The following is a 19,491-nucleotide window of genomic DNA, read 5'->3' as shown; positions in this document are numbered from 1 at the left end:
GTGAACGAGGCGCATAGTAGCGACCTCAGTTCGCCTTGTCAAAGGGTGAAAACGCGCTTTTTGTTCGTTTGCCGACAATTTCAGCAAATCGCTGATTTTATAGTAAATTTGCGTTGAAATTACACAGCGAAATGCGCCGCCCGCAGGCGGCGCGCAGGATTAGAACAGTACGGAGTAGTTCAGACCAAACGTCCGTCCACGGCCTTTATAGGTATACAGACCCGGTGCACCGTAGGTTGGGCTATACAGCCCCGGCGCGCGCTGGCCCCAGGCGGTGGTGTAGTCTTTGTCCAGCAGGTTTTCCACGCTGAAGCTGACCTTACCCACCGGCAGGGCGTAGCTGCCCAGGAAGTCGACCGTGTTATAGCCATCAATCTTCTTGCCGTCGGAGTCTGACACGTCAAAGGTCTGCGTGCTCTGCACGCGCAGGGTCCAGTCGCCCGGCGCCCAGTTGACCCACGCGCTGGCTTTCGACGGGCTGGCGCTGTCAACCGTCAGCTTCTCCCATTTCCCGTTTTCGCGGGTTTCTGACTTGATGGCGTTAAAGTTCGCGCCCGTGCTCCAGTCGCTGTCGGTGAAGAAATAGTCCACCTGACCTTCCACCCCGTAGATACGACGCTTGTCGTCTTCCAGGTTGATGGTCATATCCGTCTTGTTGATGGTGATGGTTTTATCCGAGAGCGAGTAATATGCCGCGACCTGGGTGCGCAGGTTATCCCCGGTGTAGCGCCAGCCCAGCTCATAAGCGTTGACCTTGATACCGTCCAGCGTCGAGTCGTTGACATTGACGCTGTTCAGCAGGCGATAGTGACCGTTGCTGAGCTGATAGGTGCCGGAGCCGTAGTACTTCGCCAGGTCCGGAATTTCGAAGCCCTGGGAGAAGTTAAACCACAGCTGCTGCTGTTCGGTCAGGCGACCGAGGATCCCGGCGTTAAACAGGAAGTTGTTGTAATCGGTTTTACCGCCCGGCACCGCGTCGGCGGAGGCTGCTTTCCCGGTGGCGATGGCCTGCTGCTGGGTGTAACCGACAAAATCGTCTACCTTGTTCTCGGTGTACTGGTAGCGCACGCCGCCGCTCAGGGTGATGGCGTCAATATCGTAGCTGGCCTGCAGGAACGGGGCGAGGTTGGTGATGCTGTAGCCCGGGTAGCGGCCCACGTTGTAGGCGTTATCCAGCTCCATGCCGCCGCTCGCCGCGGCCTTGCTCAGGTTAAAGAACTGCTGGTTGGCGTCGAAGGTTTCGTGGTCGGCATCCACACCCCAGGTCAGCGTTAAATCGTCCACCGGCTTGCTGTTCAGCGTCAGCTTGCCGCCGTAAAAATCGGTTTTCTGCTGCGACGCGCCGATGCTGCTCACCACGCCTTTGGTCAGGGTCGGGAACGGATAGTAGGTCAGGCTCTCGTCGCGATAATAAATCTGCGCAACAAGATCCTGGCCCCAGAAGTCGGTATTGGAATACTGCAGGTTGATCAGATGGCGCTCGGTACCCGGTACGCGGTCAGAATCCAGATTACCTTTGTTGTACGCGGTCGCATCCCCCGTGACCGCCGAGAAGTTCTTCCCGAGATACAGACCATGCTTACCGTCGGACTCGCTCTTGTAGTACTGGGTCGTCAGCTGCAGCTGCTGGTGATCGTCGATGTTAATGGTGCCTGTGCCCATCACGTCAATACGGTCAGAATACTGTAATCCGGTCTGGGTGTTATCGATGATCACCTCGTTGCCGTTGCCGTCATACCAGCCGCCGTAGCGCTGATACGACACCGACAGACGACCGGAAGCGTTATCGTTGCCGCCGCTGACCGCTGCCGACACGTTCTCATCGTGGTCGTTATGGCTATTAAAGCCGCTCTTTGTCCCGGTCTGGAACTCGACCTCGGTCTCCGGCTGGCCCTTTTTGGTGACGATGTTCACCAGGCCACCGGTGCTGCCGCCGCCGTAGAGTGACGTGGCGCCGGAGATGACTTCGATACGGTCAATGTTGAACGGATCGATAGAGTCCAGCTGGCGGCTGTCGCTGCGGGACGAGTTCAGGCGCACGCCGTCCACCATCACCATCATGGAGCGGCCGCGCAGGTTCATGCCGTAGTTGGTACGCCCCTGGCTGCTGACGTCCATGCCCGGGATCAGCTGTGCCAGCACCTCTTTAATCTCTTTCCCGCCCTGAACCTGCTGTTCAATTTCAGCCCGTTCAATGACCCAGGTAGTCTGCGCCATCTCCGCCACGCTGCGGTGCGCGCGGCTGGCGGAGACAACGATATTTTCTTCCTTTTGTTCTTCCGCCCACGCAGAGGTAGAAAGCATTGCAAGCAAGCAAGGATTTAAAACCCAAAGATGAGAACGTTTCATTGTTATGTTGACCCTGATTGTGTGTGTCAGTACTCGGTGGTTTTTGCTAAGGATTTAAAAACCTGACTGTTCTCCGGGCTGGTGGTGCTTCGCCAGTGGATAACGCCAGGTGTGGTAGCCAGTTCAAACGGCTCGTCGCCGTGCGCGCGATTCAGAATTCGCGCCGCACGCCAGGCCATAAGGCTGAGCTGGGGTTCGGCAATGCCGAGACGGTGCATCCCAGCATTCACGGCAAACAGGCGGTTGCTCTGCGGGCCGTCCCATTCGAGGGTGAAATCGTTGTTGATGCAGAAGGCTTCGTCCGTATCCAGATGCAGGCGGTGAGACAGCGGCGCGAGGAACGCAGGCTGCACGGCGCGATAGCCGGTGGCGAAGATCGTCACGTCGCTCTCCAGCTGCTCGCGTCCGCCGTCGAGGTGATGCTGTATGCTCAGGCGCTGGCCGTTTTCCAGGCGCGTCAGGGCCGTCACCGAGCGGGACGGCATCAGGTGAGCCCAGGGTTTTTCACGCAGCACTTCAAAGCGGTGGTACATGGCGCGGTAAATCGCCAGCAGGGACTCGGTGGTGATGCCGTCGGAGGTCATTTTCTGCTCGTGCAGCATCTGACGACGCGCCTCTTCACCGAGCGTAGAGAAGCTGTCCACGTACTCCGGCGTGAAATACTCGTTAGCAAAGGCGGCTTCATCCAGCGCGTTGTAGTTGTTGCGGCGCGAGACCCAGTTCAGGCTCAGCGGCTGGCCCCATTCGCCACGGAAAATATTCAGGAACAGGTCGGCGCCGCTCTGGCCGCCGCCGACGACGGTAACGCGCTTGCCCGTAAGGTCCGGCGTGCGCAGCATCATCTCGCTGGCGTGGAAGCAGGTATCGTCCTGAGTCGTGACGCAGTCCGGCAGGTTGATCTGTTTGCCAATCCCCACGCAGACGTGGCGCGCCAGGAAGCGGTCGCGCTGGGTCACCACCTCAAACAGGCCGCTTTTCTCATCAAAGTTCACCTGCTGCACCCGCTGGCTGAAGGCAAGGTTGGTGAGGTTGTCTGCCGCCCAGCACAGGTAGTCCGCAAACTCTTCCCGCGAAACGGTGCGCTGTTCGGTGGTCAGGAAGCGGTAGAACTTTTTGCGCTGCACCAGATAGTTCAGGAAGCTGTGGCGGTTGGTCGGCTCAACGGCGCTGACCAGATCCTTCAGGAAGCTGGTCTGCATGTGGCAGTCCGGCACCATCATTCCCGGGTGCCAGGAGAAGTGCGGTTTACGCTCGAGGAACAGCGAGCTAAAGCCGTCCAGCCCTTCCGCCAGCGCGGCGACGCTGAGGTTAAAAGGGCCGATACCAATGCCGATGAAATCATAGGTTTTCATTGCGCTGACTCCCTGGAGGCCAGAAAAAGAGGGTTGTCTAGGTCGGTGACGTAGTTCGGCAGCATGCGGCTGCCGCCGTCGTGTTCGGAGAAGGTCAGTTTGACCGGGTTGAGGATCACGCGAATAATCTGCGGCTTGAAGAGATCGAATTTGGCGAAGCGTTCCGCAAGCTCGGGGTGCGCGGCCATATAGCGGTGCAGAACCCCGGCGAGGATCTGATAGAAACGCGTTTCGCTGACGCCGCTTTGCAGCGTGAGGCGCGAGATAAAACGCAGCACCGTCACAAAGTTGCCGGTTTGCAGATCGTGAATGATGTAATCCGCGCTCAGGCGCGCCGTGACGGCCTTCACCTGTTCCGGCAGGCTCTGGGCCTGCGGGAAATCCTCGTCCACCAGGCGCATATCGCCCTGGAAATCCTTCAGCAGGATGCGTTGGGGAATGTAGTCCTTCATCACCAGCGTCACGTTCTGCCCGTGGGCGATCAGCGCCACGCCGTAGCGGCAGAGCAGGTGATAGAACGGGATCACCGTTGCCTCAAACAGCTTTTCCAGCCACGCTTCGGCGCTTAACCCCGAGCGTTTAATCCACGCGTCGATCAGCGGGCGCCCGTCGTTGTCGGTTTCCATTAGCGCCGCCAGCAGCACCGCCTGTTCGCCGTCCTGAAGATAACAGGATGGGTTCTCGCGCCAGATCACCCCCAGCATCTCCTGATAGCGATAGGGCGCTTTCGGCAGCGCCGCATAGCCGGGTTGCGACAGGTATCCGGCTGCGGGTTCGCCCAGTACCTGCGCGCCAGAGCGGGCAAGCGTAGCGTCGCTGGCGAACTGCTGCTGCAGCCAGCGCGAGGCCAGCGGCCCGGCGGCAATGTATTTGCCCGGAATACCGCGATAGCAGGAGGTGTTGTAGATCGTTAGCGGGAGCTTGATGTCAAACGGCGCGCGACGGCTGGCGTTGGTGAGCGTGCGCAGGGACTGCTGGGCAAGATACTCGTCGCCAAATTCGCCCAGCTCAACCATCTCACCGCGCGCCAGCTGCGCCAGGAAATGAATGGCGATCTTCTGCTGCCACTGCCACGGATGCAGCGGCACCGGCAGCCAGCCGTCGTTGAGACCCAGCGCCTGCCAGCGGGCGTCAAAGCGGGCGCGCTCGGCGTTGTCCATGGCGCTGGCCAGCAGGGCGCTGATATCGCAATCGACGTCGCTGCTCCAGACCAGATGCTCCCGCTGAACGGCAACCCAGTGCAGACGAAAACGTCCGCGGTATTCCGGCGCGTACTGACGCAGCGCGTCCAGACCCCAGCCGCGGCGGCCTTTGTTGAAAATAAACTTTGGGTGGCCGCGCATCAGGCACTGTAATTCGTCCGGGTCGAGATGGATCAGCGCGTCCGCGTCCAGCGCTTCACGCGCCTGCAGCAGCTGCATATCGCCGCGCAGCGTGGCGTAGAGATCTTCCATGTGCTCCGCCGTTTGCGCGTCGCTCATCTCCAGCACCTTCGCCAGCTGCAGCAGCGCGCTCTCCGCCTCCACGGCGGCACCGCTGGCGGCGATCAGGCTGTCCGGGTCGATATGCAGCCAGCCCCAGATCCCGCGCGCGGCGCGAAACTGCCATGACTCGTTGCCCATGGTGATGCGCCAGGCGTCAGACGAAACTGGCTCGGCGCGCAGGGTGCGTTCATACTCCAGCTCGGCGAGGATCTTCGCCACCATCTCGCGGTTCACTTTTTCCCAGAGCGCGTTCACAGGCCCACCTCGCTGAAGAAGCGGTGACGCTGGCTCATGATGAGGCGCGAGCGCTTGTGCGGGAAGTCGAACTCTTTCACCGTGTCGAAACCGGCAGAGGCCAGATGGCGGAACAGGCGCTGGTTGTCGAAGCGCGGCTCGGCGACGATGCGCGCGGTGCGCGGTTCATCGAGATACAGATAGTGGCTCAGGCCGCGCAGCCAGCTGCGGATGTACTGCGCGCCGCGCCAGTTCTCTTCGCCCACCAGCATGTGTAGCCCGCGGTCAAACGGCTGCCAGCGATAGTGGCGGCCAATGCGGTCTTCCGCCGCCCAGTAGAGTTCAAAATAGCCAAACGGCTGGTCGTCGAAGCAGCCGATAACCGGGTAGCAGTAGGTCGAGTCGAGCTGACGGCGCAGGTAGTTTTCCTGCTCGGCCTGCGGGCCCGCCATCTCCCAGAAGGCGTTCACGCGCGGGTTGTTCATCCAGCGGGTAAAACGCTCGCCGTCCAGCGCCACGTCGGCCACGCGGAAGCTGAGGGTGCGCTTAATCTGCGGATCGTAACGGCGATACACTTCACCCTGCGGGCGGCGAGGACGCAGCGGGAAGTACAGCTGACGGCTCTCGTCAAACTGCATTCCGCCGCTCGCCTGCGGCCGTTCGCCTTTCAGCCACAGCGGCAGCTGCCAGAAGGCGTCGCGCGCCAGATAATCTCCGTGGGCCAGGCCAAACAGCGCCCGAGCCTGGGGTTCATCCTGCCAGTCCGCCCACGGCAACGTAATGCCGGTCAGCGCGGGGGCGGCAACAAACAGCTGATCCAGGGCTTGCACCAGCCAGCCGTCCGGGAGCTTCTTCAGACGCTCCAGCACCGCGCTGCCGTCGAGACCCAACGTCAGCGGCAGGGTGCGATCCGTTGCGGTGCAGTGAAAGCCGTAGCCGGAATGGACGATATTCGCGATAGCCATCACGCCTTCTCCTTGTAGAACGGGTTGCTAAAGTCGAAATAGATCACCGCCGGATCGGCGATGGTGTTTTCATTGCGATCGTGCAGGTAGCAGAAGAAGTTGCCTTTGCAGTTCCAGGTCGGGCTGTCGAGCACGTAGTCGAGGCAGCGGGTCTGCTTCGCCGTGCGGCGCAGTTCCGCCAGCGCGTCGCGCACCCGGGACATCAGGCTCTCCTCGCTGTCAAAACCGGCGGCAGCAAGGGCGGCGGTAACGGCAAGGGTAGAGTTCAGCAGCAGGTAGTAAGGGAAGTAGCGCAGCAGCTGGCTCTCGCCAAAGCGGTTTTCCACCTCAGTTTCGCCAGCTTCTTTCAGCCACGCGTCGGCGCTTTCGGTCCACGCGCTGCCCTGGCAGTCGCGATAGATCAGCCCGACCGGGAAATCCTGCTGCATCTCAACGAGGATATTTTGCTGGTGCGCCAGCAGGACCAGACCGTAGTCCGCCTCGGCGCTGAACAGCGGAAGCAATACGCGGTCGCAGTAGGCGTCCAGCCAGCAGCGGGCGGCCTGAGCGAGCGATAAATCAAGACGCTGGCTCAGACGGCGCACCGCCGCAGCGAGCAGGCTGTCACCGCCGTCCGGCGCGGCCTGCGTCAGGCTCACCAGCACGTTGGTCTGGGTGTCTGGCGTATCGAACAGCAGATTAACGCGCAGAGCCATCAGGCTCTCTTCCTGAATGACGCCCCTATCATCGCGCAGGCCCGCCCAGCCGTCTTCCTGCATCACGCGCATGGTCGGGTAGCGCGCCTGTAATTCCTGCCAGCGTTCCGTTTTTGCCAGACGCGCCAGGCGCATGCCGCGCTTCACCTCTTTCACCGACAGCGTGCGCACGGAGTTGGTCAGGCGCACGCTGAGGGAGAACTTAATCATGTCGCTGTTGGTCTCGCTGTACAGCGAGCGGGAGGAGCTGGTGGGCAGCCACTGTGCGCCCGCTTCACCCAGATCCTGCAGTGAACCGTCTTCCGCCAGACGCTGGCACCAGTCCTGCTCCAGCAGATAGTCGGCCTGCCACGGGTGCATCGGCAGCAGCCAACGGGTGTCGGTGAAGTGGCCGAGCAGCTCGGGCGCGCTCTGGGCCGCAAAGCGCAGCAGACGTTCACGCAGGGAGACGTTCAGGCTGTCGCCGGCAACGAGTGTGCTCTCAACGGCAAACCAGCGCAGCGGGAAGCGGGAGGCGAAATCAGGCAGGTAGCGACGCGCCTCGGTTTCGTTGAACGGCTCGTGCGACTTCGGTGCCGGGTGAAACGCATGGCCGACCAGCAGCGCCTGTTCCGCGTCGGCAAACGTCAGCGGCTTATCGCGCAGGGTTGCCCAGCCGTGGCGTAAATCAATCGCCTGCCAGGTGTGGACATGGCTTTCGAGAACGCGCTGCTTAAAACGCGCCAGCGTATCGGCATCCAGCGAGCCTTTTACGGACGGTTTTTCAATAATTAAATCAACCAGTTGAGAGAATGTGACGGCGTCACCGTTATCACTCTTGCTATGAATCAGCGTTGCCGGGAAACGGTATTGATGGTGCTGGGTGGGAGAGAAATAGCGTACCGGTACCCGAAGCGCCTGGGTTTGGGAAAGCGGGATATGGATCTCAGATAGCGCATCCGCATCGGTAGCGGGGAGATAGCGCCAGTCCTTCGTTTCGCGCAACAGGGCGTTTAAAAAACACTGGGCTGCAACGTCTGTACCGGCGGCGCGGAGCAGAGCACGCATAGATGTACCTCATTCCATGATTGATAATAATTCTCGTTATGATATTCATTCTGTTTACAGTCGCAACCATTTTTGCAATATTTGTTTTCATAAACTTCATAATTTCCACACATTTATTGACACTATGTTCACATTCTCATGCGCGCTGACTCTGAAATATTGACCGAAAACGTCACCTCAAAAGCCAACTGGCCCCTGGCGTTATGTGCGGGTTTATTAGGTGTCGGGCAAAACGGCCTGCTGGTGATGCTCCCGCAGCTGGTGAACCTGACCGGGCTGTCGCTCTCGGTCTGGGCCGGACTGTTGATGTTTGGATCCATGCTTTTTTTACCCGCATCGCCCTGGTGGGGGCGTCAAAGCGAGCGAAAGGGGTGTAAGTACGTGATGCTCGCCTCGCTGGGCGGCTATCTGGCCAGTTTTGTAGTGATGGCGCTGATGGTCTGGGCGATGGCGGCCGGAAGGCTGGATACGGTCTGGGGGCTGGCGGGGCTTATATTCTCGCGCCTGCTCTACGGACTGACGGTCTCGGGGCTGGTGCCTGCAGCCCAGACGTGGGCAATTCAGCGTGCGGGACTGGAGAAAAGAATGGCCGCGCTGGCGACGATAAGCTCCGGCCTCAGCTGCGGGCGTTTACTCGGCCCGCCGCTGGCGGCGCTGATGCTCAGCGTTAATCCGGTGGCGCCGCTCTGGCTGATGGCGGTTGCGCCGCTTATCGCTCTGCTGCTGGTGCTTCGCGAAGTCGCTGATCCGCCGCTGCCGCCGGTAGCTCACCAGGCAACCCGTCTGCAGGCCTCCATGCTGCCGTTCCTGCTGCTGGCGCTGCTGCTGGCGGCGCTGGTGAGCCTGATGCAGCTTGGCCTGTCGCCGCATCTTAGCCCGTTGCTGGACGGCAACGCCCGGGAGATCAGCCAACATGTCGCGTTTCTGCTGAGCCTTGCCGCGCTGGCCACGCTCGCGGCACAGTTTCTGGTGGTCCGCCCGCAGCATTTCACCCCGATGACGTTGCTCTGCATCGCGGCGGTGTTGATGGTGGCAGGACTAGGGCTGATGACTGTCGCCGGTTTAGCGCTGTTCTACGTGGGGATTGTTATCACGTCACTCGGGGCGGCGATGGCCACGCCGGGCTACCAGCTGCTGCTTAACGACAGGCTGACCACCGGGAAAGGGGCGGGCGTTATCGCCACCAGCCACACGTTAGGCTACGGCGTCAGCGCGCTGCTGGTGCCCGTGGTGACGCGTTTTTACGGCGAGCAGTCTTTAACGGTAGCCGCATGGGGAATGGCATTGCTGTTTTTAGCGTTGAGCATAGGGGTACGGTCAACCGAGCGTCCCCCTGCTGAAAAACCTTAATGGATCTGGCGGGAGGAATGGCCGCCAGACTCCTCATTTTGCCGCAGACGCTGCAGGGGATCCTGCTGATAAAACTGGCAGAAACGCTGCCACAGCGCCGGGAAACGGGGCGCGAAGAGCTCGGGCGCGCTGAAGAAATACTCCGAGAGCACCGCAAAGCACTCGGCCGGGTCGGTTGCCGCATAGGCGTCAATGCTGGCCGCGCTTTCGCCGACCAGGTCTATTTCATCCTGGATGTTATCCATCGCCGCGTGCAGATCGTGCTCCCAGCCCGCCACTTCGCGAAGCGGGATAAATGGAACGCCGCTGGCGCGATCGCCGTTGCGGGTATCCAGCTTGTGGGCTACCTCATGGATAATCAGGTTAAAACCGGAGGCGTCGAACGAGTCCTGAATGTCGAGCCAGTTCAGAATAATCGGCCCCTGCTGCCAGCTTTGTCCGGACTGCACCACGCGCTGGTTGTGCACCAGCCCGATATCGTCCTGCCATTCGTCATCCACCACGAAAGGTGCGGGATAGATAAGCACTTCGTGGAAACCGTCCAGCCACTCAATGCCGAGCTCAAGCACCGGAAGACAGAAAAGCAGGGCGATGCGGGCGTTTTTAAGCGGATCGAGCTCGAAACCCTGCAGTGGAACCAGGCGTTTTTGCTGTAAAAAACGATCCGCAAGCTGAACCAGTTTCGCTTGTTCATCCGGCTTAAGATTAGCCAGAACAGGGATTGTCAGCGCGTCATTCCATGGCAGCGCCATATCCCGGCCAGCTTCATTCGTTTTCCAGGGCCACTTTATCATCGCTTTGCTCGCAAACTCGTTACTTGAACAAAAATGGGAAAGTCAGGTTCGGTTAAGATGCCAGAAAATCGCGCACTGCGACAATTCCAGCCTGAATAAACTATCATTCGTACGTAGCGGTGGGTAGCGGTTTGCGGGCATCACCTTCATTTTGTGAAGTCTGTCGTAGCCTTCATCCACAGGTTCAGTGAAGAAATCAGTACGGTATTGAAAAGATGAGCGATTTTAAAGGTAACAAGCAGGACCTGCCCAGTCGGCTGTGTGTGCACTGCCAGCGACCCATGACGTGGCGCAAGAAATGGGCTAAATGCTGGAATGAGGTTAAATACTGTTCCGAGCGCTGTCGCAGGAGCCACCGTTGACCGAGCTGCGTCTGATCCTGGGCGATCAGCTTAATCCGCATCACAGCTGGTTTGATACCTGCAGTCCGAACGTCATTTACGTGATGCTGGAACTCCGGGCCGAAACCGCCTATGTGCTTCATCACGCCCAGAAAGTTATCGCTATCTTCGCCGCCATGCGCGCGTTTGCCTCTGCATTAAAGGAGAAGGGGCATCGGATGAGGTATGTCCGGCTCTCTGACGGCTCAAACCGCGGCGCGCTTGAAGACAATCTCAACGCGCTTGTCGCGCATTACAGCGCGGGTAGGGTGATATGGCAGGAGCCCGACGAATGGCGTCTGGATACGCAGCTGCAGGCGTGGGCGAAGACGGCCTCCGTTGAAACGGCCTGCGTCAGCAGCGAGCATTTTTTCACCACGCGGGAACAGGTCAGCGCGTTCTTTGCTTCACGCAAAAGCTGGCGAATGGAGTACTTTTACCGGGAAATGCGTCGTCAGCACGGCATTCTTTTGACATCAGAAGGCGAGCCGGAGGGAGGTAAATGGAATTTCGATGCCGAAAATCGCAAGCGCTGGTCCGGCGAGCCGCCCGCGCCGGGCGACTCGCGTCCCGGCCACGATTATTCAGCCTTATGGGCGGAGATCCAACGCTGTGGGGTAAAGACCTTCGGCGAACCGCAGGCCGACAATTTTCGCTGGCCGCTTAACCGTTCGGAAGCCAAAGCCAGGCTTGAGGAATTTATCACTCACGTGCTCCCCCATTTTGGCGCCTGGCAGGACGCGATGCACGCGGAGGAACCTTTTCTTTTCCACTCGTTAATTTCATTCGCGCTGAACGCTAAAATGCTTAATCCGCGGGAAGTGGTCGCAGCCGCCCAGCAGGCATGGCGTTCGGGCCATGCGCCGCTGCCCGCCGTTGAAGGGTTTATCCGACAAATTCTCGGCTGGCGGGAGTACGTGCGTGGGATCTACTGGTCGCAGATGCCGGGCTATCGGGAGCTGAATGCCTTAGACCAGCACGCTCCGCTGCCGGACTGGTTCTGGACCGGCAGGACGCAGATGCGCTGCCTGTCACATGCTATTGGGCAGTCGCTCACGGAGGCTTACGCCCACCATATCCAGCGCCTGATGGTCATCGGCAACTTTAGCCTGCTCAGCGGCCTGTCGCCGCAGGCGGTTCATGAATGGTATCTGGGGGTCTATATTGATGCCTTCGAATGGGTGGAGCTGCCCAACACCCTCGGCATGAGCCAGTTTGGCGATGGCGGGTTACTGGCGAGTAAACCCTACGTCTCGAGCGCGTCATATATTCATAAGATGAGTAATTACTGTCAGGGGTGCCGGTATCAACATAACCAGCGCACTGGGGAGCTGGCGTGCCCCTTTAATGCCCTTTACTGGGATTTCTTTGCGCGCAATCAGGCGCGTCTGGGTAACAATCCCCGCCTGGGCATTGTCTTTAAACAGCTTGCGGACATGAAGGAAGAGGAGCGGCAGGCCATTGCCGATCGTGCAGGGTATGTTCGCCTGCATCTCAACGACCTCTGACCTATTTCATCGCCGTACAGGTTGCGGTGGTTCAGTAAGACGCTATTATTTTTGACTTTGTTGCGTATTCCCCGACAGGACATCCAGACGCTATGCCCGTGAATTTTGACCTTAACGATCTTTATGCTTTCAGAGCGTTAGTGGAATACGGTAACTTCCGTGTCGCCGCTGAATCTATCTGTTTATCCCAGTCGGCGCTGAGCCGCAGGATTGAAAAGCTGGAAGCCGCGCTGGGAAACCGGCTGTTCGATCGTACCACCCGCCGCGTGGCCTTAACGTTATACGGGCAAAACTTTGCCGAGCGCTCCGCGCAGCTGCTCGACAACGTTGAGTCAATGCTGGCGGATGTCGATAAAGCCAGCGAAGAGCGGACGGGGCTGATCACGGTTGCCACGGTACCTTCCGCCGCCTGTTACTTTATGCCTGATATGATCCGTCGCTTTCAGTCTCGCTATCCGCGCGTGCGCATTAAGCTCATCGACAGCAGCGCGGGGAATGTGATTGACGCCGTGGTCCGAAGCCAGGCGGATTTTGGTATCTGCTTCGCAGGAAACCTGCCGTCTGAAATCGAATTTTTCCCGCTTGTGGAGGATGTCTACGTCGCGGCGTGCAGAAAGGATCATCCGCTGGCGCAGAAGAGTCACCTGACGTGGCAGGCATTTTATCAGCAGGATTATATCTCTCTCGATAAAACGTCAGGTAACCGTAACCTGCTCGATCGGATGCTGGGGGATATCGTTCCCGAGCGGCCCAGCGTCTGCGAAACGCGCCACGTTACCACGATGCTCGGTATGGTTGAGGCGGGGATCGGCATCGCTGCCGTTCCCGCCATGTCAATGCCGACCTCAGAGCACACGCTGCTGACGCATCTGCCGCTGGTGGCGCCGGAGGTCAAACGCACCGTAGGGCTTATCCGGCGCCGGGGGCGCATCCAGTCTTATATCGCGGCTGAACTGGAAAAGCAGATCACCGAGCAGTATCGCCGGACGTAACGGGGATCATCCCCGTCTTCTCGATGACGGCGCGTGAGGGCGGTGAGGCAAGATAGGTCAGCAGTGCTTTCCCCTCCCCGGGATGTTCTGCATGGCGGGTAACTGCACCCGCGAAGCGCGTGATGTATTGCAGATTATCCGGGATTTTGCCGATAAAGGTGACGCCCTGAACGGGCAGCAGCTCGCTAACCTGCTGGAAGCCCACGGCGTATTTTCCTTTCGCCACTTCAGAGGCGACCGGGATACGCTCGACCATTGTCGCTTTACCCGCCACTTCTTTTTCAATCCCCAGCTTTTTGAACAACGTCTGGCTGACGTACCTGCCGCTGGCGCTGTCAGAGTAGGCGATGGAGCTGGCCTGCAGCAGCGTTTTACGCAGATCCGCCTCGCTGCTGATATCAGGGACATCCGCACCTTTTTTCACCACCATGCCAACGGGAGAGTCCGCGAGTTCAGTTCGCGAACCCGGCTGGGTCTGGCTGGCTTTTTCGAGCTTCTCCAGCGCATCGCCCACCATAATCACCACGTCGGCCTTCTCGCCGCGCGCCAGGCGGTTTGGGATGGCCTGCGGCGTAGCGCCCATTGAGGGGCCGGGGATGATCACGATTTTATCCCCGGTCTGGCGTTCATATTCCGGAGCCAGTTTTTCAAGGGCGGCTTTGAAGCCACCTGAGATCATGACCTTTACGTCCTGGGCAAAGGCATTGACGCTCAGGAACATCAGCACCAGCGCGCTGGCGGTATAGCGATAAGTGCGTTTCATACTGCCCCCTGTGACTTGACGGTGTTTTGCAGCGATACCGCACGGCGGCGGTAGAGGTAGAGCGTGGCCAGCAGGGCACACACCGCGGCGAAGCTCATCCAGTAGCCAGGCGAAGCTTTGTCACCGGTGTATTCAATCAGCGCGGTGGACATCACCGGGGTAAAGCCGCCAAAGACCGCCGTTGCCAGGCTGTAAGCCAGCGAGAAGCCCGCCACGCGCACTTCGGCAGGCATAATCTCCGTCAGGGCCGGGATCATCGCGCCGTTATAAAGGCCGTAGAGGAAGGAGAGCCACAGCAGCACGCTCAGCATCATGGAGAAGCTGGGGGCGCTCGCCAGCAGCGTCAGGGCCGGGTAGCTGGTCGCCAGCGCCAGCAGGGTCATGGCAATCAGCACCGGCTTGCGGCCGAAACGATCCGACAGGGCACCGCCCACCGGCAGCCAGATGAAGTTAGAAACCGCCACCAGCAGCGTGACCAGCAGGCTGTCCGACGCGCTCAGCATCAGCACCTTTTTACCAAAGGTGGGTGCGTAGACGGTAATCAGATAGAACGCGGTGGTGGTCATCGCCACCATCAGCATGCCCGCGACCACGACCTGCCAGTTGCCAAGCAGCGTTTTAAAGACCTGACGCATCTCCAGATGCTGGCGGCGCGCGCTGAACTCTTCCGTCTCTTCCAGCTTGCGGCGCAGGAAGAAGATAAACGGCACGATTAAACAGCCGAACAGGAACGGGATGCGCCAGCCCCATTCGCGAATGGCGCTCTCCGCCATCAGGGCATTCAGCGCAAAGCCCATCGCCGCGGCGACCATAATGGCGACCTGCTGGCTACCGGACTGCCAGCTGGTGTAAAAACCCTTGCGGCCCGGCGTGGCGATTTCAGCCAGATAGACCGACACGCCTCCAAGCTCCGCGCCGGCGGAAAAGCCCTGCAGCAGACGGCCCGTCAGCACCAGCAGCGGCGCCCACAGACCGATGCTTTGATAAGAGGGGATAAGCACGATCAGGAACGTCCCCGCCGCCATGATGGACAGCGTGACGATCAGCCCCTTTCTGCGCCCCACCTTGTCGATATAGGCGCCAAGCACGATGGCCCCGATGGGACGCATCAAAAAGCCCGCGCCGAAGACCGCGAAGGTCATCATCAGCGACGCAAATTCACTGCTTGCCGGGAAGAACGTGTGGGCGATATAGGTGGCATAGAAGCCGAACAGAAAGAAATCGAATTGCTCAAGAAAGTTGCCGGACGTGACGCGAAGTATGGCGCCCGCCTTCGAACGTACGGTTGCAGGTGAGGTTGAGGAAAACATGGTTATCTCCAGTTTTATTGTTGACGTTTTACGCGTCTGTTTCTGAAAACTGGATCAGGATGAGGAATTAGATAAGCGCAAATGCCGCATCGACTGATGCATTTCTTGCATGAATATAATCCGACGAATAAATACAATTAATGGCAACAATAACTTAACAAGCCGTTGGCTTTTTATTCACCAATATTCTGTAAGTCTCTGATATTGCGATTTTGTGATGTGGCACAGAGGCGCGTTTCAGAATGAGCCGGGTAACCGCTTCATTACCCGGCGGATGCAATTTAGCGCAGCGCCCTGGCAATCGCGCTAAACATCAGAGAGGCTTCCAGCGGCTGGGCGCTGAAGGACGGTTCCGCCTGCGGCCAGATAGACCACTGGACGATGACCAGATTTTCCTTTGGGTTCACCACGATCATCTGCCCGAAAATGCCCAGCGCCCAGAGCGAACCTTTCAGCGAATCCTGTGCCGTCGGCTCTACGCCCGTGGCGTTGGCGGGCACTTCATTGTTCCACCACTGATAGCCGTACAGCCCCTCGGGATGGGCGTCTGAGACCGAGCCTTTGGCCTTCGTCCACTCTGACGACTGCCTGATCCAGTTTTCCGGCAGTATGGTCTTACCGTTCGGCAGCGTACCGTTGTTCAGGATAAATTGCCCAAAGCGTCCCCAGTCCTCCAGCGTGGCGTTAAAGCCGTGCGCGCCGACGTCGTGCTGGCCTTTGCTGTAGGCATGCCACACGCCGTCGCTCGCCATGCCGTAAGGCTGCCAGATGCTTTTCTCCAGATAGGCTGCGAGCGTCATGCCGGTGGCCCGCTCCAGCACGTCACCTAGCAGCCAGGCACCGCCCGAAGAGTAAGACCAGTTCTCTCCGGCCGGATGCGCTCTGCCCAGCCCCTTCACCAGCTTGCGCACGCAGTCATAGGTACCCGGCTTCGCCTCGCACTCGGTGAGCTGTGCAAAGTCGGAGTGGGGGTTGGTGTAATCCTCGTTCCAGGCCACGCCGGACGTATGGGTGATCAGCTGTCTGAGCGTCACGCCGTCCCACGCGGTGCCTTTCAGATCGGGTTCATACCGCGTGATCCGATCGTCAAGCGAGTGGATCTTTCCCTCTTTGAGGGCTACGCCCACCAGCGCCGATACCACCGATTTCCCAACCGAGCGCGAGGTCCAGAGCGTCGAGTCGGTATTGCCCTCTCCAAGATACTTCCAGGCGATTTTGCCGTCCTTCAGCACCAGCATGCCGCTGACGTTCTGCCGCTGGAGGTAGTCCTTAAGGCCGTAGCGCCTGCCGTTGACCTGATAGTGTGCGTCCGTGAGCGGCTTGTCCGACATTTCCAGCGGCACGGCGCTACCGTGGCGGAAAACGTCCCCGGCGTAGTTGCGGTAGTCATTGCGAAAGCCCACCACGCGATCGGCCTGACTCCAGGTGAGCATCTTATGGGTGTCAGGCAGGGTGGTGTCGAAGGGGGCAGGGCAAGCGCTGAGGTCGGTGCCTTTACAGGCGGCCACTGCCGCAGGGGAGATCAGGGTGCTGAAGATAAGGCCCGCCAGCAGGGCATGGTTTACTTTTGTGTTTTTCATATCCGTCTCTTACAGGTTAGGAACGGCTTCAGTTTAAAAACCCCGGGGCTATAATAAAAAACGCGTAGCGGGGGAAAATCCCCCAAAAAACAGAGGGAGCGTAGCGTGGCAGGACTGATTTATTCTTTTGCACAGCTCGAGGCATTTACCGCCGTGGCCGAGAACGGGAGCCTGAGTAAAGCCGCGGTGGCGCTGAAGAAGGACCGAACGACGCTTCGCGATCTGGTTGATTTTCTTGAGGATGGGTTGGGCTACGCGCTGTTTATTCGCGACGGCCGCACCCTGCGGCTCACGCCCGAAGGGGAACAGCTTCAGCGCCAGGCGCACCTCCTGATGCGGCAGGTCAAAGCCTTTGAGGCGTTTGCCAGAGAGGTGCCGCACGGTGCCACGCAGGACCTGACGCTGGTCTACGATCCTTTTACGCCCAGAGCCTTTCTGCATGGGGTGATTGCTGAAATGGCGGTACGAAAAATCCGCCTGAGCCTTATTTGCGCCTCGCGGGATGAATCGGAACGGCTGCTGGCGAACAATGACGCGGATCTCGCCATCTGTCAGGCACGCAACCGCAGCGTGGGCAATGATATGGAGTGGCGTGCCCTGGGTGCCATCGATATGGATTTTTATGCCGCCAGCGGGCTGTTTGCTGACCGTTCTTCGCCTCTGTCGCTGCTCGATCTCTCCCTGGTACCTCAGGTCGTCATGCACCCCGCCTCGGACGAGCCGGTGGCGCGCCGCCTGCAGATTTCCGGGCATACCCTCTTTACCAATGAGCCGGAGATGCTGCGCGGTCTGCTGGAGCGCGGCTGCGGCTGGGGATTCTTACCGACGCATTTTCACGCCGGGCAGTGGCAAAACGTAAAAAGGCTGCACACCGAAGTGGGCAGCCAGGGAATTGGTCAGACGATGGTCACCATCTGGAAGCCGGGGAGCGACAAGCGCAGCACGATCGCTGAAACGCTGTCGCTCCTGCCGAACGTATGGAAGCACTCAGCGCTGTGAACAGCCTTTACACTGCTGGTTCTGGATCTGCTGGAAGAAATCGTTGCCTTTGTCATCCACCAGGATAAACGCCGGGAAGTTCTCGACTTCAATTTTCCAGATGGCCTCCATTCCCAGCTCAGGATACGCGACGCACTCCAGGCTCTTAATGCTGTTTTGCGCCAGCACCGCCGCCGGGCCGCCGATGCTGCCCAGGTAGAAGCCGCCGTGCTTATGGCAGGCGTCCGTCACCTGCTGGCTGCGGTTGCCTTTGGCCAGCATGATCATGCTCGCGCCGTGGGACTGCAGCAGGTCCACATATGAATCCATGCGTCCCGCCGTGGTCGGGCCGAGCGAGCCAGACGCGTAGCCTTCCGGCGTTTTGGCCGGGCCCGCGTAGTAGATCGGGTGATCTTTGACGTACTGCGGCAGTTCCTCACCGTTGTCGATTAGCTCTTTCAGCTTCGCGTGGGCGATGTCGCGCGCCACGATGATGGTCCCGTTCAGCGACAGGCGGGTAGAGACCGGGTGTGCGGAAAGCTGCGCCAGGATCTCGTTCATCGGCTTGTTCAGATCGATGCTGACCACGTCGCCTTCGCCCTGCTGGCGCAGTGACTCCGGAATGTACTGGCCTGGGTTGTGCTCCAGCTTCTCAATCCAGATCCCGTCGCGGTTGATTTTCGCTTTGATGTTGCGGTCCGCGGAGCAGGAGACGCCCATGCCAATCGGGCAGGACGCGCCGTGGCGCGGCAGGCGGATCACGCGGATGTCGTGGGCGAAGTATTTACCGCCAAACTGCGCGCCGAGGCCGAGGTTCTGTGCTTCCTGGAGCAGCTCCTGTTCGAGCTGAACGTCGCGGAACGCCTGGCCGTGTTCGTTGCCTTCCGTTGGCAGCGCGTCGTAGTAGCGCGTGGAGGCCAGCTTCACGGTTTTCAGCGTGGCTTCCGCCGAGGTTCCGCCAATCACAAACGCGATATGGTACGGCGGGCAGGCTGCTGTCCCCAGGGTACGCATCTTCTCAACCAGGTAGTTTTTCAGCTTAGCCGGGGTGATCAGCGCTTTGGTTTCCTGGTAGAGATAGGTTTTGTTGGCAGAACCGCCGCCTTTTGCCATGCACAGGAATTTGTATTCGTCGCCGTCCACGCTGTAGAGGTCAATCTGCGCCGGCAGGTTGGTGCCGGTGTTCACCTCTTTATACATATCCAGCGCCGCATTCTGCGAGTAGCGCAGGTTGTCATCAATGTAGGTGTTATACACGCCCTGGCTAAGGGCCGCTTCGTCACCGCCGCCGGTCCAGACGCGCTGGCCTTTTTTACCCATGACGATCGCGGTGCCGGTATCCTGGCAGGTCGGCAGCACGCCTTTGGCCGCGATCTCAGAGTTACGCAGGAACTGCAGGGCAACGTATTTGTCGTTCTGGCTGGCTTCCGGGTCGTTGAGAATGGCGGCAACCTGCTTCTGATGGGAAGGACGCAGCATAAACGCGGCGTCGTGGAAGGCCTGCTGCGCCAGCAGGGTCAGGGCTTCCGGCTCCACCTTCAGGATTTCCTGGCCTTCGAACTCGGTAACGGAGACGTGCTCTTTGGTCAGCAGGTAGTATTCGGTGTCGTCATGCGAAAGAGGGAAGGGGTTCTGGTAGATAAACGGTTTGTTTGACATAGCGTATTGCTCCACAAAAAATAAAACCGCCGGAGGAGAAGTCCGGCGGTC

15 protein-coding genes are annotated in these 19,491 nt (G+C 59.5%); 5 read left to right on the top strand and 10 right to left on the bottom strand.

Going from position 1 to position 19,491, the window contains the following annotated elements:
• Window positions 1-159: 159 nt before the first annotated feature.
• Genes AB3N39_RS13265 through AB3N39_RS13245 form a run of 5 tightly spaced genes read right to left on the bottom strand, consistent with a single transcriptional unit; the run spans window position 160 to window position 8,126 of the window.
• Window positions 160-2,349 (bottom strand): TonB-dependent siderophore receptor, encoded by a 2,190-nt coding sequence (locus tag AB3N39_RS13265; RefSeq protein WP_115875755.1) that lies wholly within the window; start codon window positions 2,347-2,349, stop codon window positions 160-162.
• Window positions 2,350-2,375: 26 nt separating this feature from the next.
• Window positions 2,376-3,701: a lysine N(6)-hydroxylase/L-ornithine N(5)-oxygenase family protein gene (locus AB3N39_RS13260; protein WP_133294744.1), complete on the bottom strand. Its 1,326-nt coding sequence runs from the start codon at window positions 3,699-3,701 to the stop codon at window positions 2,376-2,378.
• A complete protein-coding gene (iucC, locus tag AB3N39_RS13255; RefSeq protein ID WP_133294743.1) occupies window positions 3,698-5,440 on the bottom strand; it encodes an IucA/IucC family siderophore biosynthesis protein in 1,743 nt (580 codons plus the stop codon). The genes AB3N39_RS13260 and iucC overlap by 4 nt, the downstream gene beginning before the upstream one ends.
• Window positions 5,437-6,384, bottom strand: a complete 948-nt coding sequence (locus AB3N39_RS13250) for a GNAT family N-acetyltransferase (protein ID WP_288461088.1) — start codon at window positions 6,382-6,384, stop codon at window positions 5,437-5,439. The genes iucC and AB3N39_RS13250 overlap by 4 nt, the downstream gene beginning before the upstream one ends.
• Window positions 6,384-8,126 (bottom strand): IucA/IucC family siderophore biosynthesis protein, encoded by a 1,743-nt coding sequence (locus AB3N39_RS13245; RefSeq protein WP_133294741.1) that lies wholly within the window; start codon window positions 8,124-8,126, stop codon window positions 6,384-6,386. Before AB3N39_RS13245 ends, AB3N39_RS13250 begins: the two co-directional genes overlap by 1 nt.
• A gap of 138 nt (window positions 8,127-8,264) precedes the next feature.
• Between AB3N39_RS13245 and AB3N39_RS13240 the strand changes: the two genes are divergently transcribed.
• Window positions 8,265-9,476, top strand: coding sequence for an MFS transporter (locus tag AB3N39_RS13240; protein ID WP_367896781.1), 1,212 nt, complete (start codon window positions 8,265-8,267; stop codon window positions 9,474-9,476).
• Here AB3N39_RS13240 and mtfA read toward each other — a convergent pair.
• Window positions 9,473-10,270 (bottom strand): DgsA anti-repressor MtfA, encoded by a 798-nt coding sequence (gene mtfA / locus AB3N39_RS13235; protein ID WP_111966040.1) that lies wholly within the window; start codon window positions 10,268-10,270, stop codon window positions 9,473-9,475. The genes AB3N39_RS13240 and mtfA overlap by 4 nt on opposite strands.
• Window positions 10,271-10,485: 215 nt before the next feature.
• Here mtfA and AB3N39_RS13230 point away from each other — a divergent pair, with 215 nt between their 5' ends.
• The 3 genes from AB3N39_RS13230 (at window position 10,486) to AB3N39_RS13220 (ending at window position 13,150) form a co-directional block, all read left to right on the top strand.
• Window positions 10,486-10,632 carry a DUF2256 domain-containing protein gene (locus AB3N39_RS13230; RefSeq protein ID WP_071530926.1) on the top strand — a complete coding sequence of 49 codons (147 nt, stop codon included), beginning with the start codon at window positions 10,486-10,488 and terminating at the stop codon, window positions 10,630-10,632.
• On the top strand, window positions 10,629-12,158 hold the full coding sequence (locus AB3N39_RS13225) for a cryptochrome/photolyase family protein (protein ID WP_133294739.1): 1,530 nt from the start codon (window positions 10,629-10,631) through the stop codon (window positions 12,156-12,158). The genes AB3N39_RS13230 and AB3N39_RS13225 overlap by 4 nt, the downstream gene beginning before the upstream one ends.
• A 92-nt stretch (window positions 12,159-12,250) precedes the next feature.
• Window positions 12,251-13,150, top strand: coding sequence for a LysR family transcriptional regulator (locus tag AB3N39_RS13220; protein ID WP_367896780.1), 900 nt, complete (start codon window positions 12,251-12,253; stop codon window positions 13,148-13,150).
• On the opposite strand, the gene AB3N39_RS13215 is transcribed toward AB3N39_RS13220, so the two are convergent.
• The 3 genes from AB3N39_RS13215 to AB3N39_RS13205 all read right to left on the bottom strand — a co-directional run bounded on the left by AB3N39_RS13215 (window position 13,125) and on the right by AB3N39_RS13205 (window position 16,803).
• Entirely contained in the window at window positions 13,125-13,913 is a 789-nt protein-coding gene (locus AB3N39_RS13215; RefSeq protein ID WP_133294737.1) for a substrate-binding domain-containing protein, read from the bottom strand. The two genes, AB3N39_RS13220 and AB3N39_RS13215, sit on opposite strands and share 26 nt — an antisense overlap.
• Window positions 13,910-15,223, bottom strand: a complete 1,314-nt coding sequence (locus AB3N39_RS13210) for an MFS transporter (RefSeq protein WP_127731546.1) — start codon at window positions 15,221-15,223, stop codon at window positions 13,910-13,912. Before AB3N39_RS13210 ends, AB3N39_RS13215 begins: the two co-directional genes overlap by 4 nt.
• Window positions 15,224-15,504: 281 nt before the next feature.
• Window positions 15,505-16,803, bottom strand: a complete 1,299-nt coding sequence (locus AB3N39_RS13205; protein WP_136195818.1) for a serine hydrolase — start codon at window positions 16,801-16,803, stop codon at window positions 15,505-15,507.
• Between the two features lie 105 nt (window positions 16,804-16,908).
• Here AB3N39_RS13205 and AB3N39_RS13200 point away from each other — a divergent pair, with 105 nt between their 5' ends.
• Window positions 16,909-17,802 (top strand): LysR family transcriptional regulator, encoded by an 894-nt coding sequence (locus AB3N39_RS13200; protein WP_136195817.1) that lies wholly within the window; start codon window positions 16,909-16,911, stop codon window positions 17,800-17,802.
• Here AB3N39_RS13200 and fumA read toward each other — a convergent pair.
• Window positions 17,791-19,440 carry a class I fumarate hydratase FumA gene (fumA, locus tag AB3N39_RS13195; RefSeq protein WP_325813635.1) on the bottom strand — a complete coding sequence of 550 codons (1,650 nt, stop codon included), beginning with the start codon at window positions 19,438-19,440 and terminating at the stop codon, window positions 17,791-17,793. The genes AB3N39_RS13200 and fumA overlap by 12 nt on opposite strands.
• Window positions 19,441-19,491 lie beyond the last annotated feature (51 nt).

This window comes from Enterobacter vonholyi (genome assembly GCF_040834095.1).
Classification (GTDB): Bacteria; Pseudomonadota; Gammaproteobacteria; order Enterobacterales; family Enterobacteriaceae; genus Enterobacter; species Enterobacter vonholyi.
This window is presented reverse-complemented; position numbering and strand designations above follow the sequence as displayed.

What these genes read in the sequence shown, in the direction of transcription:
- AB3N39_RS13265 (WP_115875755.1), bottom strand. Translation starts at nt 2,349, where the DNA reads ATGAAACGTTCTCATCTTTGGGTTTTAAATCCTTGCTTGCTTGCAATG.
- AB3N39_RS13260 (WP_133294744.1), bottom strand. Translation starts at nt 3,701, where the DNA reads ATGAAAACCTATGATTTCATCGGCATTGGTATCGGCCCTTTTAACCTC.
- AB3N39_RS13250 (WP_288461088.1), bottom strand. Translation starts at nt 6,384, where the DNA reads ATGGCTATCGCGAATATCGTCCATTCCGGCTACGGCTTTCACTGCACC.
- AB3N39_RS13245 (WP_133294741.1), bottom strand. Translation starts at nt 8,126, where the DNA reads ATGCGTGCTCTGCTCCGCGCCGCCGGTACAGACGTTGCAGCCCAGTGT.
- AB3N39_RS13240 (WP_367896781.1), top strand. Translation starts at nt 8,265, where the DNA reads ATGCGCGCTGACTCTGAAATATTGACCGAAAACGTCACCTCAAAAGCC.
- mtfA (WP_111966040.1), bottom strand. Translation starts at nt 10,270, where the DNA reads ATGATAAAGTGGCCCTGGAAAACGAATGAAGCTGGCCGGGATATGGCG.
- AB3N39_RS13230 (WP_071530926.1), top strand. Translation starts at nt 10,486, where the DNA reads ATGAGCGATTTTAAAGGTAACAAGCAGGACCTGCCCAGTCGGCTGTGT.
- AB3N39_RS13220 (WP_367896780.1), top strand. Translation starts at nt 12,251, where the DNA reads ATGCCCGTGAATTTTGACCTTAACGATCTTTATGCTTTCAGAGCGTTA.
- AB3N39_RS13215 (WP_133294737.1), bottom strand. Translation starts at nt 13,913, where the DNA reads ATGAAACGCACTTATCGCTATACCGCCAGCGCGCTGGTGCTGATGTTC.
- AB3N39_RS13210 (WP_127731546.1), bottom strand. Translation starts at nt 15,223, where the DNA reads ATGTTTTCCTCAACCTCACCTGCAACCGTACGTTCGAAGGCGGGCGCC.
- AB3N39_RS13205 (WP_136195818.1), bottom strand. Translation starts at nt 16,803, where the DNA reads ATGAAAAACACAAAAGTAAACCATGCCCTGCTGGCGGGCCTTATCTTC.
- fumA (WP_325813635.1), bottom strand. Translation starts at nt 19,440, where the DNA reads ATGTCAAACAAACCGTTTATCTACCAGAACCCCTTCCCTCTTTCGCAT.